This is a genomic window from Microbacterium foliorum, from assembly GCF_006385575.1.
Taxonomy (GTDB): Bacteria; Actinomycetota; Actinomycetes; order Actinomycetales; family Microbacteriaceae; genus Microbacterium; species Microbacterium foliorum_B.
In genome coordinates this window covers 1922189-1947286 of record NZ_CP041040.1, presented here as the reverse complement: position 1 = coordinate 1947286, position 25098 = coordinate 1922189, and the positions used below count along the sequence as shown (strand labels likewise).

Genomic DNA, 25098 nt, shown 5'->3' with positions numbered 1-25098 from the left:
TCAGCGCTGCAGAGCGAGAGCAGCTCGGTACACGTCCAGCAGGGCGTCGCGGTGAGTGTCCTGAGCGACTCTCTCGCGATGAGCGATCGCGGCTGCGCTCATCCGTGTGATCCGTGCCGGATCGTCGCGCAACTCTCGGATCGCGGCCGCAAGGCCCTCGGCATCCGGTGTGCGGGTGATGACACCACCGCCCTCGGGCAGCATCTCGACGAGGTCGGGATCCGTGACGATCACCGGCAGACCGGCGGCGATCCCCTCGAGGATCACCATCGGCTGGTTGTCGAAGTCGAGAGAACTCGACACCAGGACGTGAGCATCGCGCATCGCCTCGAGCACGCGTGACTGGGCGACGCCGCCGTGCACCGTGAGTCGGCCGGGCGGCATGCCGGCTGATGCCGCGGCGACGCGACGTCTGGCCACACCGTCGCCGAACATCTCGGCTCGGATGCCGGAGATCTGCCTCACCGCGTCGACGAAGACCTCAGGACGCTTCTCGGGAGAGAGCCTGCCGCACCACACGACACGAAGCGGCTCTCCGGGGTCGAGGGTGCGCGGCGGGGGAGTGCCGACCTCGTCGAGCACCGTCGCCTCCAGGCCATTCGAGAGCACGGTGAGCGGCGTTCGCACACCCTGAGCCGAGAGCTTCGCCGCGAAGTGGGCTGAGGGCACGATGACCTGATCGGCGTGGTTCGCCTGGCTGACCATGAGTCGCCACATGCGCCGGGCCGCTCGCGTCGTCGCATACGGCGCGCTGCTGTCGACAGTCACGCCGTCGTGGCTCATGCGGCGGCGGTGCATGCCGGCAAGCAGCGCCGTGGTGGTCGAGGGCAGCGGCAGCACGGAGCGGGTGTAGACATCGATGCGCCCGTGCATGGTCTGCACTACCGGCAGGCCCAGAGTCTTCGCCGCCTGGAAACCGCCCAGCGCCGCGAACATCTCGGTGTGCACGTGGACGAGCTCGACGCCGCGCGAGCGCAGGCCGTCGGTGAGCGCCGTCGCGACCGCTGCGGGGGGCCAGGCGAAAGGGTACCCGTCCGGCGCGAAGCCACGAGCGGTCGGAAGGCGCACGACGTGCGGGTCATCACCGGACTCGGCCAGGGGCGCGAACACGAAGACCCCGTGTCCGGCATGCTCGAGTGCCTCTCGGTGCGCCTTGATGACGGTCTGCACGCCGCCGAGCGTGGGCAGGTAGTAGTCGGTGACCATGGCGATGCGCACTCGACCACAATAGGACGACTATCGTGATGAGCATGTCCGGAGCCCGTGTGCTGGTGACGGGGGCGAGCGGGTTCCTCGGCGGCTACGTCGTGCCCGAGCTGCAGAGACACGGATACGAGGTGTTCGCCGCCGGTCGCAACGAGCAGGCACTCGTGCGGGTCGCTGATGACGGACACCGCGTGCTCGGTGATCTGGCTTCGCTCCGCACGCGGGACCTCCCGGTGGACGCCGTGATCCACTGCGCTGCGCTGTCGACGCCCTGGGGGCACTGGAGGCACTTCCGCGAGGCGAACGTCGACGGCACCGGTCATGTCGTCGAGTTCGCCCGTCGCAACCGAGTGCGCCGTTTCGTGCATGTGTCGTCGCCCAGCGTGTACGCCGCTCCTCGGGACCGCATCGACATCCGAGAATCCGAGGTCGACCGCTCCAATCGGCTGAACGGGTACATCCGCTCGAAGATCGCCGCAGAGGATCTGCTGTTCGAAGCGCTGGACAGCGGGACGATCTCGGAGCTCGTGATCGTGCGTCCTCGCGGCCTGATCGGTGTGGGCGATCCGAGCCTCGTGCCCCGTCTCCTCGACGTTCACGCGCGCATCGGCGTGCCGGTGTTCGACGGCGGGGAGAACCTCATCGACGTCACGGCGGTCGAGAACGTGGCCTCGTCGCTGAGGCTCGCGTTGACCCGGGGCGACGCCGCGGGCGGGGTGTACAACATCACCAACGACGACCCGCGGCGATTCCGCGAGCTGCTCACGATCCTGCTCGAGCGGATGGGGGAGATCCCGCGATTCCGCCCGATGAATCGGCGGGCGGCCTGGGCCCTGGCATCCTCGCTGGAGACGGTCTCCTCACTGCTGCCGTGGCGGCCGGAGCCACCGCTCACCCGGTACACGCTCAGCACGATCGCGTACTCGCAGACACTCGACATCACGCGCGCGAAGACGGAGCTGGGATACCGACCCGAGGTGTCGCTCGATGACGCACTGGCCGGAGTGGCGGCGCACCTGAGGGAGAACGCGTGACCGGTCGCCTCCGCCACTACGTCTGCGGCAGCACCTCGCATGACGTCGGCGCGATGTTCCGCGGAGCACCGCATGGTGTCCGCGAGTTCCCCTCCGGCGTGTTCCTGTACGACGCCGCGGGCGGCCGGCGCGTGCTGTTCGACACCGGCTACGCGACGGGCGAGTGGCACACCGGCTGGCGCGGTGCCGTCTACCGCCGTCTGCTTCCGCCGGATGTCCGCGACACCGACGACGTGGCCGCCCGCCTTCGCGCAGACGGCGTCGACCCGGCATCCGTCTCGCATGTCGTGCTGTCTCACCTGCATCCGGACCACGTCGGGGGAGTCCGTCGCTTCCCGCATGCCACCTTCGTGCTGAGCGCGGGACACGAGCGGACGCTGTCGGCCCCACGTCTGCGCGCAGGGGTGCTCACCGGCCTGTTCCCGACCTGGTTCCCGTATGCAGAGCGGCTCGTGCTCGACGACGAGGCGTTCTCCACCGTCGAGGTCGGCGGCACCGCACTGCGCGCTCACGATCTTCTCGGCGACGGCTCGTACCTCGTCGTCGATCTGCCCGGCCATGCCGACGGGCACCTCGGCGCGCTGATCGATGGCCGCGTGCTGCTCGCGGGCGATGCGGCGTGGGGGAGCGATCTGGTCCACGCCTCCGGGAATCTGAGAGCCCTGCCCCGCGCCGTCCAGCACGATGCGGATCTCTACGCCGCCACGGCACGGAGTCTCAGCGAGATCGCCGCGTCCGGCATCCGCGTGGTCTGCAGTCATGACCCGCTCGAGGCGAAGGAGCTGTTGAGCTGATGTCGAAGCTGCGGATCCTGCGCGAGTTCGTCGCGGTGCGGTGGTTCCGTCCGTTGCGCACTCGGGCTGCGATCGAGCGGCGTCAGCGGCGTCTGCTGCGCTCTCACCTGAGGTTCCTGCGATGGCGGTCGCCCTACTTCCGCGACCTCCTGGCGACGCGCTCGTTCTCGGATCTGCCGCTCATGGATAAAAGCGTCATGATGAGTCGCTTCGACCAGATCAACACGGTCGGCGTCGGGAAGGACGAGGCGCTCGCACTGGCGATCGCGAACGAGCGCTCCCGAGACTTCGACGCTGACCTGGGCTCGAACTCGGTCGGGCTGTCGAGCGGCACCAGCGGCCACCGCGGACTCTTCGTGGTGAGCAGCGCCGAGCGCGATGCCTGGGTGGGAACCGTGCTCGCCCGCACTCTGCCTCGGGGCATGCTCTTCGGACACCGGATAGCGCTGTTCCTCCGCGCCGACAACACGCTGTATGAGTCGGTCGGCTCGCGAACGGTCTCCTTCCGCTACTTCGACGTGTACGCCGATATGGACGACAACATCGCCCGGCTGCGGGAGTACCGACCGACGATCCTCGTCGCTCCGCCGTCGGTGCTGAGGCTGATCGCGAGTGCGGCCGATGCTGGCGGGTTCGACGTCGTGCCGCAGCGCGTGTACTCGGTGGCCGAGGTGCTCGAGATCTCCGACGAGCAGCGCATCACGGCCTCGCTCGGTCAACCCGTTTTGCACCAGCTCTACCAGTGCACCGAGGGCTTCCTCGCGCACACCTGCGAGCACGGCGTGATCCATCTGAACGAGGACAACATCCTGGTCGAGCGCGAGGCGCTGGATGCCGAGCGGTTCACGCCGATCGTGACGGACCTGCGCCGCCGTGCGCAGCCGATCGTGCGGTATCGGCTCGGCGATGTGCTGCGCGAGCGGACGAGTCCATGCCCCTGCGGCAGCGCGCTCACGGCTATCGAGCGCATCGAGGGACGAGAGGGCGACACGCTGCTCTTCCGGTCGCTCGACGGCCGCGATCTCCCCGTCTTCGCCGATGTGATCACGCGCGCGCTGCTTTTCGCCGACGGCTTCGACGAGTATCGCATCACCCAGATCGGCGAGTCGCGGCTGCAGATCGCGCTCGACACCCTCGACGATCGATCTCGGCGTCTCGTCGAAGACGAGGTGCATGCGCTGGCCGACCGGCTGGGCTGCGAGCGACCGGAGATCACTTTCATCGACTATGTGCGCGACGGGTCTGTGAAGCTACGGCGCGTGGTGCAGGAATGGGGGGACCGGAGATGGTGAGGAACTGCGAGATCGTGGGCTGGGGGACGTCTCTGCCTTCGCGCGTGGTCCGATTCGGGGAGGAGACGCGATATCGCATCGATGACGACGTGTCTCATCTCGACATGCTGGCGGAGGCGTGCGAGCGGGCACTCGCGCACGCGGACATCACGGCGAACGACGTCGACCTCGTGCTCGGGGCATCGGCCGCGGGGATCCAGCCGATCCCGTGCACGGCCGCACTCGTGCTGGAGAGGCTCACGCTCACCGGGCACGCGGCGGCCTTCGACGTGAACTCGACCTGCACGAGCTTCATCACGGCTCTCGACATCGCCTCGCGGTACCTCGATGCCGGTGACCACGAGACGATCCTCGTGTTCGCGGGCGACGTCGGAACCCGGTTCCTCAACCCGGAGCAGCGGGAGAGCTTCGAACTCTTCAGCGATGCCGGCGCGGCGGTCGTGCTGCGCCGCTCCGCCGACGCCGACCGGGGAGTGATCGCCAGCGCTCAGCGCACGTGGCCCGCGTATGCGCACGACACCGAGATCAGGGGAGGACTGTCGGGATCGCCCGCGCAGGCCTATGCCGCCGGAGACCCCGCCGACTACCTCTTCGACATGAACGGGAGACGGGCGCTGCTGGGGATGATGCGCGTGCTTCCCGAGTTCTTCGACACGTTCCATCGGTCGTCAGGCGTCTCGTACGACGAGGTCGCGCTCTGGGTGCCCCACCAGGCCTCGGCGGCGCTCGGGCCGATGCTCGACCGCCTCGGAATCCCGGTCGAACGCCGGGTCGACGAGGTGCGGGAGTTCGGCAACATGGTCTCGTCGTCCGTGCCGTTCATGCTCGCCCGCGCGCTCGAGAGCGGCCGAGTCGGGGCCGGAGACACCGTGATCCTGTGTGGCACTGCAGCGGGCCTCACGGCCAACGTTCTCGCGCTCCGGCTTTGAGCCGGCACCGCCCCCGGGTCAGGCGCCGCAGAGGGAGGCTGAACCCTCTCGAGCTCTCAGACCAGGGTGCGGCCGATGCTCCCGATCACTCCGTCGATCGGCTGTCCGGATGCGTCGCGTCGTGCGCCGGGTTCGGGGAGCTTGCGCACCGCACCCGTCGGGTCGACTGCCTGCGCGGGGCTCGGCCCGACCCAGGCGACCGTCAGACGGTCCTCGCCCTTCAGGAACGAGTGCGCGCGCACTCCGCCGGTTGCTCGACCCTTCGACGGGTACTCCGAGAAGGGCGTGACCTTGGCGCGACCCGGCTCGGTGCCGGGCAGGATGCTGTCGGACCCCGAGACGGTGGCGACGACCGCATCCGCATCGGGCGTCACCGCGCCGAAGAACAGCACGGATGATCCGGAGCCCAGCTTGATGCCGGCCATTCCACCGGCGGGAGCGCCCTGGGGTCGCACGGCGGATGCGGAGAACCGCAGCAGCTGCGCATCAGTGGTCACGAACACGAGATCCGCGTCGTCCTGAGCTTCGACTGCCCCGACGACGGTGTCGCCGGGCTTCATGCCGATGACCTCCAGATCGGGACGCACGGGCAGCGTCGACGGGACGATGCGCTTGACCGTTCCCTGCGCCGTGCCCAGGGCGATCGGGACCTCGCTGTCGAAGCGCACGAAACCGAGGATCCGCTCTCCGCGGGTGGTGATGCCGACATAGTCGCGCAGTGGGGCGCCCGCGGCGAGCTGTACGGAGGATGACGGCACGGACGGCAGATCCACGGGGGAGAAACGCAGCACCCGGCCCTCAGTGGTCAGCGCACCGATCTCGGCGCGAACCGTCGTCTCGACCGTCGTCAGGATCGCGTCGTGCTTGCTTCGTCGCGCCGGAAGCGTCAGCTCCTGGCCCTCGGCGAGGTCGACCCGCACGGCACGGCCCGTTGTCGACAGCACGAGCACGGTCGGAGCATCGGCGATCTGCAGGTCGACCGCGCCCTTCGTGGCGCGCGGCTTCGGGGGCGCGGCGTTCATCAGCAGTGTGCGGCGAGGGGTGCCGTATGCGTCGGCCGCGGCATCCAGCTCTTGGGCGACCACCGCTCGAAGCAGCACGTCACTCCCGAGCAGCTCGCGCAGCTTGGCGATCTCGGCGAGCAGGGCGTCGCGCTCGGTCTCGAGCTCGATGCGCGAGAACTTCGTCAGGCGTCGCAGGCGCAGCTCGAGGATGTACTCGGCCTGAAGCTCGCTGAGATCGAACACCGAGCGCAGGCGCGCGCGTGCCTGCTCGGAGTCGTCGGACGAGCGGATGACCTGGATGACCTCGTCGATGTCGAGGATCGCGATGAGCAGACCCTCCACCAGGTGCAGACGCTCTTCCCGGCGGGCGAGGCGATATCGACTGCGACGGGTGATGACCTCGAGGCGGTGCGCGACGTAGACGCGCAGCATCTCCTTGAGTCCGAGCGTGCGCGGCTGCCCGTCGACCAGGGCGACGTTGTTGATGCTGAACGAGTCCTCGAGTGGGGTGAGCCGGTAGAGCTGCTCGAGCACGGCGTTGGGGTCGAAGCCGGTCTTGATGCCGATCGCGACGCGCAGCCCGTGGTTGCGGTCGGTGAGATCAGTCACGTCGCTGATGCCCTGCAGCTTCTTGGACTGCACAGCGTCACGGATCTTCTCGATCAGTCGCTCGGGGCCGACCATGTAGGGCAGCTCGGACACGATGATGCCGGTGCGCCGCGGTCCGAGCGGCTCGACCGATACCTTGCCGCGCACCTTCAGGGCGCCGCGTCCGGTGGCGTACGCGTCTCTGACGCCGTCCAGACCCATCAGGATGCCGCCCGACGGGAAGTCGGGGCCGGGCACGAACTCCATGAGCTCTTCGGTGGTGGCGTCGGGGTTCTCGAGCAGATGGGTGGCTGCGGCGACGACCTCGATCAGGTTGTGCGGGGCCATGTTGGTCGCCATGCCGACCGCGATGCCGCTCGCGCCGTTGACCAGGAGGTTCGGGAACGCGGCGGGGAGCACGGAGGGCTGCTGGAACTGACCGTCGTAGTTCGGGATGAAGTCGACGACGTCCTCGTCGAGGTTCTCGGTGAGAGCCATCGCGGGGGAGGCCAGTCGTGCCTCGGTGTAGCGAGCGGCTGCGGGTCCGTCGTCGAGCGAGCCGAAGTTGCCGTGGCCGTCGATCAGCGGCACACGCAGAGCCCATTCCTGCGCGAGGCGCACGAGGGCGTCGTAGATCGCCGAGTCGCCGTGCGGGTGCAGCTTTCCCATGACCTCGCCCACGACTCGGGCGCTCTTGACGTGACCGCGGTCGGGGCGGAGCCCCATCTCGGCCATCTGATAGAGAATGCGACGCTGCACGGGCTTCAGGCCGTCGCGAGCGTCGGGCAGAGCCCGCGAGTAGATCACCGAGTAGGCGTATTCGAGGAACGAGCTCTGCATCTCTGTTTCGAGATCGATGTCCTGGATTCGCTCGGGGGCGAGCTCGGCAGGCGGGGTCTTCGGCATGGGCATCCTGAATGGTGCGAGGCTGAGGGCGTACGGGAGCCTGTGTCAGACTGGCTCGGATGTCCCTCATTCTACCGTCCGAGTCGCTCGCAGCCCGCAGCGTCGTCGGGGTGGCGGACGACGTGTTCGCCGCTCTGCGCGGCGAATCGGCGAGCCTGCCGCGGGCCGAGTCCGTCGTTCTCGTGCTCATCGACGGCCTCGGCGCCATCAGCCTGCGCGCCCACGCGGGCCACGCCAGGGCGCTCACGTCCGGGATGGCGAAGAAGGATGTCGCGCACTCGGTCTTCCCATCGACCACCGCAGCCGCCCTCACGAGCATCCTCACCGGGGTGTGGCCGGGGCAGCACGGATTGGTCGGCTACCGGGTTCTTGATCCCGCGCGGGGCATCCTGGTCAACCAGCTCACCGGCTGGGAGTCGGAAGGGCTGGATCCGGCGACCTGGCAGGCTGCTCCGACCGTCTTCGAACGCGCCCGTGCAGAGGGGCGTCCGACCTATGCCGTGGGCGTCGCCGCCTACGCGGCGAGCGGGTTCACCCGAGCCACGCTGCGCGGGGCCGACTTCGTCGCCGCGCAGACGCCCGCAGAGCGCGTCGAGGTGGCCTACGACCTCGCCGAGCGCCACCCGGGTTCACTGATCTACTGCTATCTGCCTGAAGCCGACAAGGCCGGGCACAGGTATGGCCTCGACTCTGTGCACTGGGTGTCAGCGCTCGAAGAGATCGATGCCGCGCTGTCTCGACGCGTGCCGCCCGGCGTCGGCGTTCTCGTGACCTCGGACCACGGCATGCTCGATGTGCCGGCGCATCGGCAGATCGTGCTCGAAGCCGAGCATCTCGTCGGGGTGCGGCACATCGGCGGAGAACCCCGGATGCTGCACGTGTACGTCGAACCGGACGCCGATGCGGCGGAGGTCGCTGAGCGGTGGCGCCGCGACCTCGACGGCCTCGCCGACGTCGGCACCCGGGAGCAGACGATCGCATCCGGATTCTTCGGCCCTGAGGTGACACAGGCTGCAGCGTCGCGGATCGGCGACGTCCTCGTCGTGGCCAGGGGCAACGGGGCGCTCTACGACGGCACCGCGGCAGATCAACGCAGTCGAGGGATGATCGGCCAGCACGGTGGTCTGACTCCGGAAGAGCGTCAGGTCCCGCTGCTCAGGTTCGGCGCCTTCGCCCGCTGACCGCCGGCACCCGCCCTATTCGTCGGTGCGTGCTCCGAACACAATCTCGTCCCATGACGGCATCGCGTTGCGGCGGCGGCGACGGCCGTTGCCCTCGTTCGACGGCTCGGGTGCGGCCTTCGGCTCGTCGTCGTCGGGCTGGTCGTTCTCGAAGGCGTCGAACAACGCGATCGGATTCTGGTCCGTGTCGCCGTCGTCTGCGTGGTCGAGGATCGGCGCGGTCTCGCGCTGACCCCGCCGACGTCGCAGCGCCTCGAGCAGGTCGGCGGTCTCCGGGCTCGTCGTCGCCGACTCGGGTGCACGCTTGATGGCTGCATCCTGCACAGCGGCCGCCGATCGCTCGGGCGCGATGCTGTCATCGTCATCAGCCTCGGGTGCCGGGAGCAGACGGGGGCCGAACGCGCCGGAGTCGAAGCGGCTGTCGTCCTTGTAGGGCGATGCCTGCCGTTCGGCCTCGACGGCGCGCAAGCGCGGGATGAGACCGTCGGGCAGCGAACCCTGGCGTGACAGCTGGGTGGCGTCGGCGTTGAGCGGCGCCAGTGCGCTGCGTCGGGGGTCGAAGCTCCACCGAGCGTCGTGCTCGACCTCGTTGGCGGTGAACTCGAGCTTGATGATCCAGCCGGTGTCGTCCTTCCAGCTCGCCCAGCGCTCGGCTGAGGCCTCGACCTCTGCCAGCTTCGCGCGGATCGCGGTGCCGAAAGTGGGCTGAGCGTCGGGCTCCACGTCGCTGCCGATCAGTACCGGCACGGCGAGGGCCTGGCCGATGACGTGTTCGCGCTCGGCGAGAACCGGTCCTTCGAAGCGGATGACGTCGTCGACGCCGATGCCGAGGAGTGCGGCGACCTCGGGAGCCGTGAGGCCGGCTCGGATCTGCGCCTGGATGTCGCGCGGACTCGCGGCGAGCCGCTGGGCGGTGGGCTCGCTCTGTCGCGTCGCCCGCCGGATCTCGCGGTGCAGGACGTCGTCGATGGGCAGCGCGAAACGCTCGCCCGACTCGGTCGCGAGTACGAGCAGTCCTGCTTCTGTGCCGACGATGGTGACGTTTTCCATGCGAATGCCCCTCTGATGGGTGTGCGTTCATGGTGTCACGCGAGGCCGCTCAGAACCGGGAATACTCTGGGCGTGCCGTGAGTTTGGTCTGTCGCAGCCGCGGGCATTTGCTTATTCCTCCGCGGTCATGCAAACTATGGCCGCCGATTACCCCGACGGCGCACCACCCACTCGCATGAAAGTGGAGATTCACCACATGGCAACCGACTACGACGCTCCCCGCAAGAGTGAAGACGACTCCGAGTCGATCGAAGCCCTCAAGGAGCGTGTGCCGGACAAGCTCTCCGGCTCCTCAGGCGATGAAGACGCGGACAACCCGTCCAGCTTCGATCTCCCTGGAGCCGATCTTTCCGACCTCGAACTTGATGTCGTCGTGCTGCCCGCGCAGCAGGACGAGTTCACCTGCATGAACTGCTTCCTCGTGAAGCACCGTTCGCAGCTCGATCACGAGGGCGCTTCCGGCCCCATCTGCAAGGAGTGCGCTGCCTGAGCGCACCTGAGAACAAGATCCCACGCGCCCCCGACCTCACGGTCAGGGGCGCGTCGTCTTGTGGTCGGGTCAGCTCTGTGCCGCGATGATCGCGGCGGCCAGTCGATCGGGAGTGCGCGTCGAGATGGTCCAGGTGTCCACGGGGTCGTCAGGGTCGTCGTTCGCAACGACGACGACACCGTCGACACCACCGCGGATGAGATGCCAGCCTCGTGCCGGCAGGCCGGGTCCCCGCGCCTGGCGCGCCTCTTCGGCGCCCAGCGCTCTGGGCGTGCCGAGGTGTCGGACCTCGATGTGCGCTCGACCGGCACGAAGCACGTCGCCGTCGACCGATACGACCGGGGCGAGGCCGATGAAGGCGACCACGAGCACAGCCGAGACGGCGGCCCCGACGATCAGGGCGACGGTCGAGCCGATGGGCACGAAGATGAGCGCCACCATGGGGCCCGCCAGAGCGACCGTCACCAGCAGCCACAGGCTGGGGGACAGTCTCTCGCGGTAGCGGGTCCGCGTGTCAGGAGCGATGTTCTGCATTAGCCTCGGGGGGTGACTGAATCCGTTGATGTCCCCATTATCGCCTCTGTCGTGCCCGGCTACGCCCACCCCGGCGATGCCGGAGCCGATCTGGTGGCAGCCGAGGCCGTTCATCTGGCACCGGGGGAGCGGGCACTCGTCGCGACCGGCGTGCGCATCGCGCTTCCCGAGGGCTACGCGGCGTTCGTCGTTCCCCGCAGCGGTCTCGCGGCCAAGCACGGGATCTCGATCGTGAACTCGCCGGGGACGGTGGATGCCGGATACCGCGGTGAGATCAAGGTGAGTCTGATCAACACCGACATCCACACGGCGTACGATGTCGCCGTCGGCGATCGCATCGCGCAGCTGATCGTGATGCCCGTGACCCGTGCCGTCTTCATCCCGGTCGAGGAGCTGCCGGACAGCGTCCGCGGCGAGGGCGGCTTCGGCTCGACCGGCTACCAGGCAGGACTCCATTCATCTTCGGCAGGACAGATCAATGACTGACAACAACGCGACACCCTCGAAGTCGGCACCGGACGACCGGGCGACGCAGGGTCCCTTCGACGACTCCGAGGCGAACCCGGTTCGTCCGTACATCGACCTCGGCGGCATCAAGATCCTGCCGCGCGAGGGACTGAACCTCCGACTCGAGGTCGAGGAGCAGTCCAAGCGCATCGTCGCCGTCGGACTCGACTACGCCGATTCCTCTCTCCAGGTGCAGCCGTTCGCAGCGCCGCGATCCGGCGGACTGTGGGACGAGACCCGCGTGCAGCTGCGCGATCAGGTCCGCACCCAGGGCGGTCGGGTCGAGGAGCGCGAGGGGCCCCTCGGCAAGGAGCTGCTCGCCGAAGTCCCCGCGGCTGCCAACGAGGGCTCGGGGCTTCGGCTCGCCCGGTTCATCGGCATCGACGGTCCTCGATGGTTCCTTCGTGGCGTCATCGGCGGAGCTGCGGCGTCGGATCTTGAGGCCGCAGCCAAGGTGGAGGATCTCTTCCGGTCGATCGTGGTCGTCCGCGGTGGAGCTCCGATGCCTCCGCGCGACCTGATCCCGCTGAAGATGCCCGCGACTCCCGGCTCCGCGTGACCACCCCGGCTCCCGATCCCGAGCGCGAGCAGAGTGCATCCGACATCGTCGGGGCCGCGCTCGGCGGCGCAGCGCGACGCGCGGGTCTCGACCCGACCGAGAGCGACGCGACGCACAAGGTGGTGTGGTCCGCGATGGGCGGATGGCGCGGCATCCTCGAATCGGTGCTGCCGAGCCTCGCGTTCGTCATCCTCTTCACGATCCGCCCGGAACCTCTGATCCTGCCGCTGGGAGTGTCGGTCGGACTCGCGGCGGTGTTCACCGTCGTCAGGCTGATCCAGAAGTCGCCGCCGTCAGCTGCCATCGGAGGCCTCGTGGCCGCGGCGGCGGCCGCTGCCCTCGCGCTGTGGACCGGGCGAGGCGAGGACAACTTCGTCCCCGGGCTCATCACCAACGCCGTCTACGGCACCGGCATGCTCGTCTCGGCCCTGATCGGCTGGTCGCTGATCGGTCTCGCCGTCGGCTTCCTCATGGGAGAGGGCACCGCGTGGAGGCGTGACCGCCGAAAGCGCCGCGCGTTCCTGTGGCTCGGGATCGCCTGGGCTGCTCTGTTCTTCGCTCGTCTCGCCGTGCAGCTGCCGCTGTACCTGGCCGGGGACGTCACGGCGCTCGGCACGCTGAAGCTCATCATGGGGCTGCCGCTGTTCGCTCCGCTGATCGCGGTCACCTGGCTCGTCGTGCGTGCGCTGTATCCGCGCCCCGCCGATGCCGACACGACGCGGCGGTCGTGATAGATTTATCTTGACATCAAGATAAATTGCAGGCTTTCGCCCGGAGGTCGAGCAGAGCAGACTGGTTAGGTCTGCCTTGCTAGCCGCAGGGGCTCGCTGGCGAGCAAGATGGAGGCGCCTGTCGCTCCCATCCGAATAGAAGGAGACGGAATCGTGTCCACGGTGAACAGCTTCGGTGCCAAGAGCACCCTGACGGTCGGCAGCACCGACTACGAGATCTTCCGCATCGACACGGTGCCCGGTTTCGACAAGCTCCCTTTCAGTCTCAAGGTCCTCCTCGAGAACCTGCTTCGCACCGAGGACGGCGCGAACGTGACGAAGGCGCAGATCGAAGCCCTGGGTTCGTGGGATGCCGCGGCTGATCCGAGCACCGAGATCCAGTTCACGCCGGCCCGTGTGGTCATGCAGGACTTCACCGGTGTTCCCTGCATCGTCGACCTCGCCACCATGCGCGAGGCCGTCACGGCGCTGGGCGGCGACGCGAACAAGATCAACCCGCTCTCGCCCGCCGAGATGGTCATCGACCACTCGGTGATCGCCGACCTCTTCGGCTCGGAGAACGCTCTCGAGCGCAACGTCGAGATCGAGTACGAGCGCAACGGCGAGCGCTACCAGTTCCTGCGCTGGGGCCAGACGGCCTTCAGCGACTTCAAGGTCGTCCCCCCGGGGACCGGCATCGTGCACCAGGTGAACATCGAGCACCTGGCCAAGGTCATCTACGACCGCGACGTCGACGGCGTGCTTCGCGCCTACCCCGACACCTGCGTCGGCACCGACTCGCACACCACCATGGTCAACGGTCTGGGCGTGCTCGGCTGGGGCGTCGGCGGCATCGAGGCCGAGGCCGCGATGCTGGGACAGCCCGTGTCGATGCTCATCCCGCGCGTCGTCGGCTTCAAGCTCTCGGGCGAGATCCCTGCTGGCGTCACGGCGACCGACGTCGTCCTCACGATCACCGACCTGCTGCGCAAGCACGGCGTCGTCGGCAAGTTCGTGGAGTTCTACGGCGAGGGTGTCGCGTCCGTGCCGCTCGCGAACCGCGCCACCATCGGCAACATGTCGCCCGAGTTCGGTTCGACCGCCGCGATCTTCCCGATCGATGACGTCACCCTCGACTACCTGCGCCTGACCGGTCGCAGCGAAGAGGCCGTCGCGCTGGTCGAGGCCTACGCCAAGGAGCAGACGCTCTGGCACGATGCCTCGAAGGAGCCCGTCTTCAGCGAGTACCTCGAGCTCGACCTCGGCACCGTGGTGCCGTCGATCGCCGGGCCGAAGCGCCCGCAGGACCGCATCCTCCTCTCCGAGGCCAAGTCGCAGTTCGAGCAGGACATCCTGGCGTATGCCTCGGCGTCGACCTCGGACTCCGTCGTCGATCTCGAGTCGAAGCACTCCTTCCCGGCATCCGACCCCGGTTCGGTACCCGGCGAGGAGGAGCCCACCACGACTCGCCCCGTGCACATCAACAGCGGCGCTCCGGCGCACGCGTCGAAGCCCGTGCCGGTCACGACTCCGTCCGGCGAGAAGTACATCCTAGACAACGGTGCGGTCACCCTCGCGGCGATCACCTCGTGCACCAACACCTCGAACCCCTCGGTGATGATCGCCGCGGGTCTCGTCGCCCGCAAGGCGCTCGAGAAGGGGCTCAAGCAGAAGCCGTGGGTCAAGACCACGCTCGGCCCCGGCTCGAAGGTCGTCACCGACTACTACGAGAAGTCCGGTCTCGACAAGGACCTCGAGGGTCTCGGCTTCTACACCGTCGGCTACGGCTGCACCATCTGCATCGGAAACTCGGGCCCGCTGATCGAGGAGGTCTCCGCGGCCATCAACGATCACGACCTGGCCGTGACCGCGGTGCTCTCGGGAAACCGTAACTTCGAGGGACGCATCAGCCCCGACGTGAAGATGAACTACCTCGCCAGCCCGCCGCTGGTGATCGCCTACGCTCTCGCCGGGTCGATGCACTTCGACTTCGAGAACGACGCGCTCGGCAAGGGAACCGATGGCGAAGACGTCTTCCTGAGGGACATCTGGCCCACCCCGGCCGAGGTCCAGGAGCTCGTCGACTCGTCGATCTCGCGCGAGCAGTTCATCAAGCAGTACTCGACCGTCTTCGACGGTGACGAGCGCTGGCGCAGCCTGCCCACCCCGGACGACGACATCTTCCAGTGGGACGAGAACTCGACGTACGTGCGCAAGGCGCCCTACTTCGACGGCATGACGATGGAGCTCACCCCGGTGCGCGACATCGAGGGCGCCCGCGTCATGGCGACCCTGGGTGACTCGGTCACGACCGACCACATCTCGCCCGCCGGCAACATCAAGCCCGGCACGCCTGCGGCTCAGTACCTCACCGAGCACGGTGTCGACCGCAAGGACTTCAACTCCTTCGGGTCGCGTCGTGGCAACCACGAGGTCATGATCCGCGGCACGTTCGCGAACATCCGCCTGAAGAACCTCATGGTCTCGGCTGTCAACGACGGCCAGGTCGTCGAGGGCGGGTACACGCGTGACTTCACGAAGCCGGGCGGACCGCAGTCGTACATCTACGACGCGAGCATGAACTACCAGGAGCAGGGCACGCCCCTCGTCATCTTCGGTGGCAAGGAGTACGGCTCCGGCTCGTCGCGCGACTGGGCGGCCAAGGGCACGAGCCTGCTGGGCGTCAAGGCCGTCATCACCGAGAGCTTCGAGCGCATCCACCGCTCGAACCTCATCGGCATGGGTGTCGTCCCGCTGCAGTTCCCCGCCGGCGAGAGCTGGGAATCGCTCGGTCTCGACGGCACGGAGGTCGTCTCGATCTCGGGCCTCGAAGAGCTCAACAACGGTGTGACGCCGAAGACGGTGCGCGTGACCGCGACGCCGACCGAGGACTCGCCCGAGGGCAAGCAGGTCGTGGAGTTCGACGCGGTGGTGCGTATCGACACCCCCGGTGAGGCGGACTACTACCGCAACGGCGGAATCCTGCAGTACGTGCTCCGCTCGCTGGTCTGATCCAACGACGAAAGGGCCCGGTTCTTCTGAACCGGGCCCTTTCGCGTGTACGGAAGTCCGTGTCAAGGGGCGAGGCGTTCTCCGAGCTTTCACGGATGGCCGCGGTAGGATCGATCAGGCTTTCGAACCGGAATCGGATGCCGCCAACGGTGCCTATGAGGAGGTGCAGATGCCCATTCTTCCGAGCATCTCAGGACCCCGTGATCTCGACTCCCTCTCTGAGGAGCAGCTCATCGAACTCGCCGGCGAGGTCCGCGAGTTCCTCGTCGAGAACGTGTCGCGAACCGGCGGCCATCTGGGCCCCAACCTCGGAGTGGTCGAACTCACGATCGCTCTGCACCGGACCTTCTCGTCGCCCGACGATCCGTTCATCTTCGACACCGGCCACCAGTCCTACGTGCACAAGCTGCTCACGGGGCGGCAGGACTTTTCGTCGCTCCGTCTCCGCGGTGGCCTCGCAGGCTATCCCCAGCGCGGCGAGAGCGCGCACGATGTGGTCGAGTCCTCCCACGCCTCAAGCTCTCTCAGCTGGGCGGACGGCGTGTCGCGTGCGCTGACCGCGACCGGTCGCGGCGATCGTCACGTGGTCGCAGTGGTCGGCGATGGCGCTCTCACAGGCGGCATGACGTGGGAGGCCCTCAACAACATCTCCGACGACAACGACCGCAACCTGGTGATCGTCGTCAACGACAACGGGCGCTCCTACGCTCCGACGATCGGCGGGATGTCGCGTTACCTGAACCGGGTGCGCACCGCCGCGACCTACAAGGAGCTGCACCACAAGTCCGATCGGCTCTTCCGGGCGTTCGGGCCCGTGGGCCGAGCGGTCTTCCGCGGTGTGCGGGGCGGCACGCACGGATTCCTGTCGCGCTTCACGAACAACGAGGCGCTGTATTCCAATCTCGACATCAAGTACCTCGGACCGGTCGACGGACACGACCTCCCGGCACTTCTCGAAACCCTCGAACTCGCGAAGTCCTATGGCGCTCCGGTCATCGTGCACGCCATCACGGAGAAGGGGCGCGGATACCAGCCCGCCCGCGACGACGAGGCCGACCAGTTCCATGCTGTCGGGCGCATCGATCCGACCACGGGCGAGACGCTCTCGTCGGGCGGCACCGGCTGGACGGAAGTGTTCTCGGATGCGCTGGTCTCGGTCGGCGAACGTCGTGATGACGTCATCGCCATGACGGCAGCGATGCTGCGTCCGACGGGGCTGGCTCCCTTCGCCGAGCGCTTCCCCGACCGTGTCTACGATGTGGGCATCGCGGAGCAGCACGCTGTGGCGTCCGCCGCAGGTCTCGCGTTCGGCGGGCTGCACCCCGTCGTAGCCCTGTATGCGACCTTCATGAACCGCGCGTTCGACCAGGTGCTCATGGACGTCGCGCTGCATCGCGCGGGCGTCACCTTCGTCCTCGACCGTGCGGGTGTCACCGGGCCCGACGGACCCAGCCACCACGGCATGTGGGACCTCGCGATGCTGCAGATCGTCCCGCACATCCGCATCGCGGCACCGCGAGACGCGGCGCGCCTGACGGAGGCCCTCGACGAGGCCGTCCTGGTGGACGACGCCCCCACGGTGATCCGCTTCCCCAAGGGCGATGTCTCGCCCGAGCTGCCGGCGATCGAGCGGCTGCACGACGGTGTGGACGTGCTGGCCAGAGGAGAATCCGAGGATGTCCTGCTGGTCGCCATCGGCCCGTTCGCGGCACTCGCGATGGATGTGGCCGAACGGCTTCGCGCGCAGGGCATCGGCGCGACGGTGATCGACCCTCGGTGGGCGATCCCCGTGCAGCCCTCGATCGTGAGCATGGCCGCACGGCATCGTCTCGTGATCACCCTCGAAGACGGCATCCGCGTCGGTGGCATCGGCACTCGCGTTCGTCAGGTGCTTCGCGAGGCGGGCATCGACACGGCCGTCGACGAGCTGGGGCTGCCCGACGAGTTCATCGATCACGCGTCGCGCGACCAGATCCTCGCGGACGCGGGCCTGACCGCGTCGAAGATCGCGCAGGACGTCGTCTCTCAGGTGCTCGGAACGCGAATCCCGGTCGCACGGGACGCCGGCGCGAACGGCACGATCGACCTGCCGCTCCACGAACGACGCTGAGCGACGTCACAAGCAGTGCGGCGGCCGCTCACGGGGAAAGCTGCGAACCCGGCGATCAGTTGAGTGCGTGGAGGGCGGCGACGGCCTGGGCTCCACGGTCGGAGTCGCGGAGTGCGGTGGAGAGCAGATAGCCGTCGGTCAGTGCGTCGCCGGTGACCATCACACGCACCAGCTCGACTCCGCACGCACGGCGCACCTCTTCGGCGCTGGCCGCGATCACGCGGGTGTTGATCTCGTCGTTGTGCGGCAGCTCCGCGCCGTCGAGTCCTCGGATGACGTCTCGCAGCGCCGCGCCGACGATGTTCGAGGCGCGCTCGTTGACGTTGACGACGTCGAGTTCGAAGACCCGGAGATCTCGTCCGGTCGGGATCGGACGCCACTCGAACGACGCATGCACGCGGTGCTGATGCCCGTTCGCGCCGGTCATCTCGCGCGCGGGCAGATCTGTGGCGCGGCAGCGCACATCGATGAGCCGGTACCAGTAGAACAGCGGGAACGCTCCGTGGGACCCAGGGTCGAGCACGACGACCTCGCCCACCGCACCGCCGCGCGACGTGGGACGACGCTGCGGTCGGTTGCGGATGATCGGCTTTCCGTTCCGCGTGCGGATCGCCGCCCATCCCTCGTCGACCGTGACGACGAAGATCTTCAACAGCGCCGGCACGACCAGCAGGATCGTGAGGATCGCCGTGCCGGTCTTGAAGAGACCCGACATTCCCTTGCCGCCCAGCATCGAGAGGAGCATGTCCATGCCACCACTGTGCCTTCTCGAACGCACGCAGTTCGCCATCTTCGACCCGCACGCGAAGGTGTTCATGCGCTGTTCCGCGCTCGTTACCCGGTCTGCCGTGAGGCGGATGCGGGGGCGCCTATTGCGGTGGTGCGGCGCCGTCAGGAGAGCGTCGAGAGGATCTCGGCGACGACGGATTCGACGGCCGCCCGCTGGCGCTCCCGATCCTCGTCGACGAGTCCGACGCGCGTGCGTCGGTCGAGCACGTCATCGGCGGTCATCGCGCCCTCGGAACGCACGGCGAACTCGATGGTGGCGCGCGCCACGTGCCCGCGGTCCCAGCCGAGCGCAATTGCGACGGCAGTGTCGGTGAGACGCAAGGACGCCGTGCTGCTGGGGCCCGCGTCGAGCCCCGCGACATCCACGGCGAGATCGACGGCGTCCTCGGCCATCCGCCGGTAGGTGGTCAGCTTGCCGCCGAGCACGTTGACGAAGCCCGTCTCTGAGACGGCGACGAGATGGCGACGGGAGATGTCCGCCGTCGAAGGCGCGCCGGTGTCGACCAGCGGGCGCAGCCCCGCGAATGATCCGCGGACCTGATCCCGCGTGATCGGCGCGGACAGCACTCGGTTGAGGTTCGTGAGCAGGAAGGCGATGTCGCCCTCGGTCGCCATGGGCACGCGGGGCACCGGCCCCGGAGAGTCTTCGTCGGTGAGCCCGACGATCACCCGTCCGTGCTCCTGCGGCAGGGCGAACACGTAACGACTGATCGAACCCTCGTGCGGAATCGTCAGCGCGCACGACGGGTCGCCGAGATCGGACGCATCGAGCACGATATGTGTCCCACGGCTGGGACGCACCGTGATCGACTCATCGAGGCTCCCGGCCCAGACACCGGTGGCATTCACGACCGTCCGCGCCCGGACGTCGACACGCTCGCCTGTCAGCACATCCTCCGCTGTCGCGCCGTCGCGACGCAGCTCGAGAGCGCGCACCCGGGTGAGGATGCGCGCCCCGAGACCTGCTGCGGTCCTGGCGACCGTCACGACCAGCCGGGCATCGTCGACGAGCTGACCGTCGTATGAGAGCATCCCGCCCCGCAGCCCCGCGTGGGCGAGTGAAGGCACGAGACGCTGGGCCGTGCGGGGCGACACGAGGCGCGGCGGGGGAAGGAAACGACGAGGCGTACGCGCGTGCATTCGGAGCAGGTCTCCCATCGCCATCCCGATGACCCCGGCTGCGCGCTGGCGCGCTGTCACCTCGCTCGTGAAGGGCAACAGCTGGCCGAGCGGACGGATGAGATGCGGCGCGATCCGTGTCATCAGCAGGTGGCGCTCGAAGGCGCTCTCCTTCGCGGTGGCGACATCACCGGTGGCGAGGTAGCGAAGCCCGCCGTGTACGAGTTTCGAGCTGAACCGGCTGGTGCCGAACGCGAGGTCCTCCGCCTCGAGAAGAGTGACGCTCAGACCCCGTGCTGCAGCGTCGAGCGCGACACCGACCCCGGTGATACCACCGCCGATCACGAGGATATCGACCGTCTCGTCGCCGGTGCGACGCAGTTCTGCGGCCCGACGCGCGACGTTGAGGTCGGGGGAGTTCAAGGTCATGGCCGGAGCAGCCCGTCGAGTGCGGCTCGCAGCTCGCGCTCCCACGATTCCTCGGAGAGGAGCTCCGAGACCGTTCCGTGCGAGAGCACTGCCGACTGGGCGATGAGCAGCAGCATGACCGCGATCTCGCCAGGATCTCCGGCACGGACCGATCCGCCACGCTGCGCGGCGCCGATCGCCGTGGCCAGCCAGCCCAAAATCAGGCGCTGGCTCGATCCCACCCGCTGCAATGTGTATCGGGTGAATGCTTCGGGCTCTTCCGCGAGAAGTCGCCCGTACACGGCGTCGGCGCGGAAGAGCCCGGAGAAGCGGAGAACGTCGTCGACGAGCTCGCGTCGGGTGGTGGCGTGAGTCGGGAAGTGCTCGAGGATCGCGGCGACCCTGCGGAGGAGAGCTGCGCGCACGACATCGTCGGCGTCGCTCCAACTGCGGTAGATGGTGGGCCGGCTGTGTCCGGCACGCCGAGCGAGCTCCGCGATCGTCACGCCGTGCACACCTCGGCGAGCGATCAGCCCGTCGGCTGCGTCGAGGATGCGGGATTGGGTCGGATCCCAGTCCGGTGCACGGCTGTCTGTTGCGTCGATAAGCGCTTGACGTTCTTCCATGATATGTCACACTGTAACGCATGAGTCGAGAGAACGGCAGGGTCGCCGTGCGGTCGGAGATGCGCTGGAACGGCTGGGGCGATCCGGCCCGGGCGTCGGATCTGCCGCGTGCGGTGCGGATGCTTCTGCCGTTGTTGCTGGGACGCGTGCAGAAGCCCGCAACGGCAGTGGACCTCGCCGATGTGCAGCTCGAGCCATCGTCGCTTCTCGGGGACGACGTGCAGGAGTTCGCGGCGGTGGTCGGAGCCGAGCACATCGACACCACGGACGAGTCGAGGATCCGCCATGCAGGTGGTCGCTCGACACCCGACCTGCTCAGACGGCGGAAGCGGCATCAAGCTGCTCCGGATGCGATCGTTCTTCCCGCGAACCACGACGAGGTCGTGACCGTGCTCCGGCTGTGCGCTGACCGGGGGATCGCGGCGATCCCGTTCGGCGGAGGGACGAGTGTGGTCGGCGCTCTCGACCCCGAGCGCGGTGCGCACCGTGCGGTGATCAGCCTGGATCTGCGGCGGCTCTCCGGCCTCATCCGTCTCGATGAGGTGAGCGGCGAAGCCCGGATCGCCGCCGGCACCACGGGTCCGGATGCCGAGGCGCTGCTGGCTGCCCGGGGCTTCGAACTCGGGCACTACCCGCAGAGCTTCCGGTATGCCACGATCGGCGGGTTCGCCGCTGCGCGCTCGTCGGGTCAGAACTCGGCAGGGCACGGGCGGTTCGATTCGATGGTCACCGGCCTGAGAGTCGCGACCCCGACCGGAGACGTCGATCTCGGTCGATCACCGGGCTCCGCAGCCGGGCCCGATCTCATCAGGGTCTTCCTCGGATCGGAGGGCATCTTCGGAGTGATCACCGAGGTCTGTGTCCGCGTCCATCCGGTGCCACGAGAACGCGTCCTCGAGGCGTGGAGCTTCGCGGACTTCTCGCACGGTGTCGACGGTCTGCGGCAGGTGGCCCAGAGCGGTGGCGGCCCCACCGTCATCCGTCTCTCCGACGAGGCCGAGACCGCGGTCAGCCTCGCCCAGGTGGGCCGGATCGGGAAGGCACTCGCGAAAGGTGCGAGCATCGTCACGGTGTACGAGGGCGAGGGCATCGCCGAGCGTCGAGCGCGTACGTCAGAGATCCTGACGGCGGCGGGCGGAGCGTCATCCGGCGGGGGCGGTGCGGAGGGGTGGCTCGACGGTCGATTCGACGGCCCGTATCTGCGCGATTCCCTGCTGGATGCGGGGGTGTTCTGCGAGACGTTGGAGACAGCGACCACCTGGTCGAACCTGCAGCGACTCAGAGCAGAGGTCACGGCCACTCTTCGCGAAGGATTCGCTGATGCCGGCGCCAGATCGTATGTGATGTGCCATGTCTCGCACGTCTATCCCACCGGAGCCTCCTTGTATTTCACAGTGCTCGCGAACGTCCGATCCGACCCACTCGAGGCGTGGGCGGGAATCAAGCGCGAGGTGAACGATTCGATCATGTCGGCGGGCGGCACCATCAGCCATCACCACGCTGTCGGTCGCGATCATGCCCCATGGCTCGAGCAGGAGATCGGAGCCACGGGGGTGCGGATACTGGCGGCGATCAAGCGAGAGCTCGACCCGACATGGATACTCAACCCCGGGGCCGTCATCACGTCGGAGCGGTCGGACCGACGTGGCTGAGCACATCGCGCTGCTGTCGAATCCGTTCGCAGGCAAGGGGCGCGGAGCGCAGGAGGCTGAGGCCGCCCTGGCTCATCTGCGCGCCCGGGGCCAGGACGTGCGGGTGTACACGGGAGAGTCAGCGGCGTCCGGCCGGATGCTGGTGGCACAGGCGCTCGTTGAGAGCCCTCGGGTGCTCGTCGTCGTCGGAGGCGACGGCACGCTGTCCGGCATCCTCGACACCGTGTGCGAGGCCGGCATCCCCGTCGTGCTGGTGCCGGCGGGCACCGGCAACGACCTCGCTCGGGCCCTCGGTCTGCCCCGCCGCGACCCGGTCGCCGCGGCAGAGCTCGCCTTGACTGGCGTGCCGCGCGCGATCGATGTCGGCGAGATCCGTGCTGCGGGGCGGATCGACTCGTTCCTGACGATCGCCGCCCTCGGATTCGATGCGAAGGTCAGCGATCGCACCAATCGGCTGCGCTGGCCGCACGGCGTGCTGCGCTACTACCTCGCCCTGGTCGTCGAGCTCGTGCGTCTCCGGCCGATGGAGTTCACTGTGTCGGTCGACGGCGAGCCGCCGATCCAGGCGCCGGGAACACTCGTCGCGGTGGGCAACACCGAGAGCTACGGAGGGGGGATGCCCCTGTGCGTCGGGGCAGAAGCAGACGACGGGCTGCTGGACATCGTGCAGGTCGCGCCGCTGACACGACTCCGGCTGCTGCGGCTGTTCCCCCTGCTGCTGCGAGGAGCGCATCTGACGAGGTCCGAGGTGACCCATCGCCACGCTCGTTCCGTGACGGTCAGCGCTCCGGGGCTCGTTGTCTACGCCGACGGGGAGCGCATCGCTGAGGACGAGTGCACCATCGGCATCCGCCGCTCTGCTCTGACGATCCTCGTGCCCGCAGCTCAGGAGGTGCAGCGATGAGCGACGCCTCGCGCGATCGCCAGCACAGTCGTGCGTTCGACGAGGATGTCGTCATCATCGGCTCGGGGTTCGGCGGCTCGGTGGCCGCGTTGCGTCTGGTGGAGAAGGGCTATCGCGTCCGTGTGTACGAGGCCGGTCGTCGCTTCGAGGACGCGGACTTCCCGAAGACCAACTGGAACATACGCCGCTATCTGTGGGCACCGAAGCTCGGCTGTTTCGGCATCCAGCGCATCCATCGGCTGCCGCACGTCATGATCCTCGCGGGAGCAGGGGTGGGCGGGGGCTCTCTCAACTACGCCAATACGCTGTATCAGCCCAGCGGCGCGTTCTTCGATGACCCGCAGTGGAGTGCTCTCGCAGATTGGGAGACCGAACTCGCGCCGCACTATGCGACGGCGAAGCGGATGCTCGGAGTGGTCGAACGCTATCCGCACACCGGCCCCGTCGAGCGCATCATGGCAGGCGCAGCCGACGACCTCGGAGTGGGCAGCACGTTCCGGCACGCACCGGTCGGGGTCTGGTTCGGCAAGCCCGGCGAGCGCACACCCGACCCCTTCTTCGGTGGGGAGGGCCCTGACCGCACAGGCTGCACGCTCTGCGGAAACTGCATGGTCGGATGCCGCGTCGGCGCCAAGAACACACTGATGAAGAACTATCTTCCCCTGGCCGAGAAGCGCGGCGCCGTGATAGAAGCGCTGCGCACCGTGACTGAGGTGCGCGAACTTGCCGGCGGTGGCTTCGCGGTGACGACGGAGCGGAGCGGGGCATGGTTCCGTCGCGACCGTCGCACCGTCCGCGCCCGCCAGGTGGTGCTTGCCGCCGGGACGTGGGGTACGCAGCAGCTGCTGCATCGGATGAGACGCGCCGGGGCGCTTCCTCGAGTGTCCGATGCTGTCGGCCGCCTGACCAGAACCAACTCGGAGGCTCTCGACGGCGCCGTGGCCGTCGCGGTTCCTGTCTCTCTCGAACTCGCCCGAGGAGTCGCGATCACCACGTCGTTCCACATCGACGCGAACACGCACGTCGAGAATGTGCGGTACGGGCCCGGATCGAATCTCATGGGTGCGCTCGCGTCGGTCATGGTGCCAGGCGACTGGGGTCTCGGACGGAGACTGGCGAGCCTGATGGGTCAGCTCGTGCGTGCGCCGATCCGTCAGCTGCGTCTGGGGTCGCTCCGACGCTGGAGCGAACGCGGCATCATCGCGCTCGTGATGCAGACCGCCGACAACTCGCTCACGCTGTCGCTGCGTCGGCGTCTCGGGCGGCTGGTGATGACGAGCAGGCAGGGGCACGGCGAGCCGAACCCGAGCCACCTGCCGCAGGCGCACCGCGCGGCCGCGACGATCGCGGCGAGGGTCGAGAAGGAGGGTGGCGTCCCGGCGGCGGCCAGGGGATCATGGCCCGAGGTCTTCGGCATCCCGCTGACTGCTCATTTCCTCGGCGGTGCCGTCATCTCATCCACCCCCGAGACCGGCGTGGTCGATCTCTACCATCGTGTGTGGGGGCATCCGGGACTGCACGTGGTCGATGGCGCCGCTGTGCCGGCCAACCCCGGGGTGAACCCGTCGCTGACGATCACCGCGCTCGCTGAGCGAGCGCTCTCGCACTGGCCACGCTGCGGCGAGGTCGACGAGCGCCCGACACTGTAGACACGACGGAGGGGGGCCGCCGCACGGCGACCCCCCTCCGATGTT

Annotated in this window: 21 protein-coding genes; 14 read left to right on the top strand and 7 right to left on the bottom strand. The window is 68.2% G+C overall.

What is annotated here, in order from left to right; all coding sequences use genetic code 11:
• Complete coding sequence (locus tag FIV50_RS09305; protein ID WP_140037195.1) at positions 1 to 1218, bottom strand: glycosyltransferase; 1218 nt, start codon at positions 1216 to 1218, stop codon at positions 1 to 3.
• 32 nt (positions 1219 to 1250) lie between these two features.
• Here FIV50_RS09305 and FIV50_RS09300 point away from each other — a divergent pair, with 32 nt between their 5' ends.
• The 4 genes from FIV50_RS09300 (at position 1251) to FIV50_RS09285 (ending at position 5255) form a co-directional block, all read left to right on the top strand.
• Positions 1251 to 2240 (top strand): NAD-dependent epimerase/dehydratase family protein, encoded by a 990-nt coding sequence (locus FIV50_RS09300; protein WP_140037194.1) that lies wholly within the window; start codon positions 1251 to 1253, stop codon positions 2238 to 2240.
• Entirely contained in the window at positions 2237 to 3034 is a 798-nt protein-coding gene (locus tag FIV50_RS09295) for an MBL fold metallo-hydrolase (protein ID WP_140037193.1), read from the top strand. Before FIV50_RS09300 ends, FIV50_RS09295 begins: the two co-directional genes overlap by 4 nt.
• Entirely contained in the window at positions 3034 to 4326 is a 1293-nt protein-coding gene (locus tag FIV50_RS09290; RefSeq protein ID WP_140037192.1) for a F390 synthetase-related protein, read from the top strand. Before FIV50_RS09295 ends, FIV50_RS09290 begins: the two co-directional genes overlap by 1 nt.
• A gap of 89 nt (positions 4327 to 4415) precedes the next feature.
• Positions 4416 to 5255, top strand: coding sequence for a 3-oxoacyl-ACP synthase III family protein (locus FIV50_RS09285; RefSeq protein ID WP_181164186.1), 840 nt, complete (start codon positions 4416 to 4418; stop codon positions 5253 to 5255).
• 56 nt (positions 5256 to 5311) lie between these two features.
• On the opposite strand, the gene FIV50_RS09280 is transcribed toward FIV50_RS09285, so the two are convergent.
• The gene (locus tag FIV50_RS09280; protein ID WP_140037190.1) at positions 5312 to 7753 is read right to left on the bottom strand and encodes a DNA gyrase/topoisomerase IV subunit A; all 2442 of its coding nucleotides are present in this window, start codon (positions 7751 to 7753) and stop codon (positions 5312 to 5314) included.
• A 59-nt stretch (positions 7754 to 7812) separates the two neighbouring features.
• Between FIV50_RS09280 and FIV50_RS09275 the strand changes: the two genes are divergently transcribed.
• On the top strand, positions 7813 to 8934 hold the full coding sequence (locus FIV50_RS09275; protein ID WP_258184199.1) for an alkaline phosphatase family protein: 1122 nt from the start codon (positions 7813 to 7815) through the stop codon (positions 8932 to 8934).
• 15 nt (positions 8935 to 8949) lie between these two features.
• On the opposite strand, the gene sepH is transcribed toward FIV50_RS09275, so the two are convergent.
• Positions 8950 to 9984, bottom strand: a complete 1035-nt coding sequence (sepH, locus tag FIV50_RS09270; RefSeq protein WP_140037189.1) for a septation protein SepH — start codon at positions 9982 to 9984, stop codon at positions 8950 to 8952.
• A 196-nt stretch (positions 9985 to 10180) separates the two neighbouring features.
• Between sepH and FIV50_RS09265 the strand changes: the two genes are divergently transcribed.
• Positions 10181 to 10474: a DUF4193 domain-containing protein gene (locus FIV50_RS09265; protein WP_042540214.1), complete on the top strand. Its 294-nt coding sequence runs from the start codon at positions 10181 to 10183 to the stop codon at positions 10472 to 10474.
• A gap of 69 nt (positions 10475 to 10543) precedes the next feature.
• On the opposite strand, the gene FIV50_RS09260 is transcribed toward FIV50_RS09265, so the two are convergent.
• A complete protein-coding gene (locus tag FIV50_RS09260; protein WP_140037188.1) occupies positions 10544 to 11008 on the bottom strand; it encodes a DUF3093 domain-containing protein in 465 nt (154 codons plus the stop codon).
• 12 nt (positions 11009 to 11020) lie between these two features.
• On the opposite strand from FIV50_RS09260, the gene dut reads away from it, so the two are divergent.
• The 5 genes from dut to dxs all read left to right on the top strand — a co-directional run bounded on the left by dut (position 11021) and on the right by dxs (position 17906).
• Positions 11021 to 11494, top strand: a complete 474-nt coding sequence (dut, locus tag FIV50_RS09255) for a dUTP diphosphatase (RefSeq protein WP_140037187.1) — start codon at positions 11021 to 11023, stop codon at positions 11492 to 11494.
• Positions 11487 to 12074 carry a DUF3710 domain-containing protein gene (locus tag FIV50_RS09250; protein ID WP_140037186.1) on the top strand — a complete coding sequence of 196 codons (588 nt, stop codon included), beginning with the start codon at positions 11487 to 11489 and terminating at the stop codon, positions 12072 to 12074. Before dut ends, FIV50_RS09250 begins: the two co-directional genes overlap by 8 nt.
• On the top strand, positions 12071 to 12805 hold the full coding sequence (locus FIV50_RS09245) for a DUF3159 domain-containing protein (RefSeq protein WP_140037185.1): 735 nt from the start codon (positions 12071 to 12073) through the stop codon (positions 12803 to 12805). The genes FIV50_RS09250 and FIV50_RS09245 overlap by 4 nt, the downstream gene beginning before the upstream one ends.
• A gap of 153 nt (positions 12806 to 12958) precedes the next feature.
• Positions 12959 to 15796 (top strand): aconitate hydratase, encoded by a 2838-nt coding sequence (locus tag FIV50_RS09240; protein ID WP_140037184.1) that lies wholly within the window; start codon positions 12959 to 12961, stop codon positions 15794 to 15796.
• Between the two features lie 169 nt (positions 15797 to 15965).
• Positions 15966 to 17906: a 1-deoxy-D-xylulose-5-phosphate synthase gene (gene dxs, locus FIV50_RS09235; protein WP_140037183.1), complete on the top strand. Its 1941-nt coding sequence runs from the start codon at positions 15966 to 15968 to the stop codon at positions 17904 to 17906.
• A gap of 55 nt (positions 17907 to 17961) precedes the next feature.
• On the opposite strand, the gene FIV50_RS09230 is transcribed toward dxs, so the two are convergent.
• The 3 genes from FIV50_RS09230 to FIV50_RS09220 form a co-directional block, all read right to left on the bottom strand.
• A complete protein-coding gene (locus FIV50_RS09230) occupies positions 17962 to 18657 on the bottom strand; it encodes an SPFH domain-containing protein (RefSeq protein ID WP_140037182.1) in 696 nt (231 codons plus the stop codon).
• Positions 18658 to 18797: 140 nt separating this feature from the next.
• A complete protein-coding gene (locus FIV50_RS09225) occupies positions 18798 to 20243 on the bottom strand; it encodes a glycerol-3-phosphate dehydrogenase/oxidase (protein WP_140037181.1) in 1446 nt (481 codons plus the stop codon).
• Positions 20240 to 20848, bottom strand: a complete 609-nt coding sequence (locus FIV50_RS09220) for a TetR/AcrR family transcriptional regulator (protein WP_140037180.1) — start codon at positions 20846 to 20848, stop codon at positions 20240 to 20242. The genes FIV50_RS09225 and FIV50_RS09220 overlap by 4 nt, the downstream gene beginning before the upstream one ends.
• Before the next feature lie 20 nt (positions 20849 to 20868).
• Here FIV50_RS09220 and FIV50_RS09215 point away from each other — a divergent pair, with 20 nt between their 5' ends.
• From FIV50_RS09215 to FIV50_RS09205, 3 genes are read left to right on the top strand one after another with little or no spacing between them, the layout of a single operon-like run.
• The gene (locus FIV50_RS09215) at positions 20869 to 22500 is read left to right on the top strand and encodes an FAD-binding oxidoreductase (protein WP_258184197.1); all 1632 of its coding nucleotides are present in this window, start codon (positions 20869 to 20871) and stop codon (positions 22498 to 22500) included.
• On the top strand, positions 22493 to 23404 hold the full coding sequence (locus tag FIV50_RS09210) for a YegS/Rv2252/BmrU family lipid kinase (RefSeq protein ID WP_140037179.1): 912 nt from the start codon (positions 22493 to 22495) through the stop codon (positions 23402 to 23404). The genes FIV50_RS09215 and FIV50_RS09210 overlap by 8 nt, the downstream gene beginning before the upstream one ends.
• Complete coding sequence (locus tag FIV50_RS09205) at positions 23401 to 25053, top strand: GMC oxidoreductase (RefSeq protein ID WP_140037178.1); 1653 nt, start codon at positions 23401 to 23403, stop codon at positions 25051 to 25053. Before FIV50_RS09210 ends, FIV50_RS09205 begins: the two co-directional genes overlap by 4 nt.
• The last annotated feature ends 45 nt before the right edge of the window (positions 25054 to 25098 follow it).

Bases quoted from the DNA above. Each gene is read 5' to 3' on its own strand.
- FIV50_RS09300 (WP_140037194.1), top strand. From the start codon at position 1,251: ATGTCCGGAGCCCGTGTGCTGGTGACGGGGGCGAGCGGGTTCCTCGGC.
- FIV50_RS09230 (WP_140037182.1), bottom strand. From the start codon at position 18,657: ATGGACATGCTCCTCTCGATGCTGGGCGGCAAGGGAATGTCGGGTCTC.
- FIV50_RS09225 (WP_140037181.1), bottom strand. From the start codon at position 20,243: ATGACCTTGAACTCCCCCGACCTCAACGTCGCGCGTCGGGCCGCAGAA.
- FIV50_RS09205 (WP_140037178.1), top strand. From the start codon at position 23,401: ATGAGCGACGCCTCGCGCGATCGCCAGCACAGTCGTGCGTTCGACGAG.
- FIV50_RS09250 (WP_140037186.1), top strand. From the start codon at position 11,487: ATGACTGACAACAACGCGACACCCTCGAAGTCGGCACCGGACGACCGG.
- FIV50_RS09275 (WP_258184199.1), top strand. From the start codon at position 7,813: ATGTCCCTCATTCTACCGTCCGAGTCGCTCGCAGCCCGCAGCGTCGTC.
- FIV50_RS09265 (WP_042540214.1), top strand. From the start codon at position 10,181: ATGGCAACCGACTACGACGCTCCCCGCAAGAGTGAAGACGACTCCGAG.
- dxs (WP_140037183.1), top strand. From the start codon at position 15,966: ATGCCCATTCTTCCGAGCATCTCAGGACCCCGTGATCTCGACTCCCTC.
- FIV50_RS09290 (WP_140037192.1), top strand. From the start codon at position 3,034: ATGTCGAAGCTGCGGATCCTGCGCGAGTTCGTCGCGGTGCGGTGGTTC.
- FIV50_RS09220 (WP_140037180.1), bottom strand. From the start codon at position 20,848: ATGGAAGAACGTCAAGCGCTTATCGACGCAACAGACAGCCGTGCACCG.
- sepH (WP_140037189.1), bottom strand. From the start codon at position 9,984: ATGGAAAACGTCACCATCGTCGGCACAGAAGCAGGACTGCTCGTACTC.
- FIV50_RS09215 (WP_258184197.1), top strand. From the start codon at position 20,869: ATGAGTCGAGAGAACGGCAGGGTCGCCGTGCGGTCGGAGATGCGCTGG.
- FIV50_RS09260 (WP_140037188.1), bottom strand. From the start codon at position 11,008: ATGCAGAACATCGCTCCTGACACGCGGACCCGCTACCGCGAGAGACTG.
- FIV50_RS09280 (WP_140037190.1), bottom strand. From the start codon at position 7,753: ATGCCGAAGACCCCGCCTGCCGAGCTCGCCCCCGAGCGAATCCAGGAC.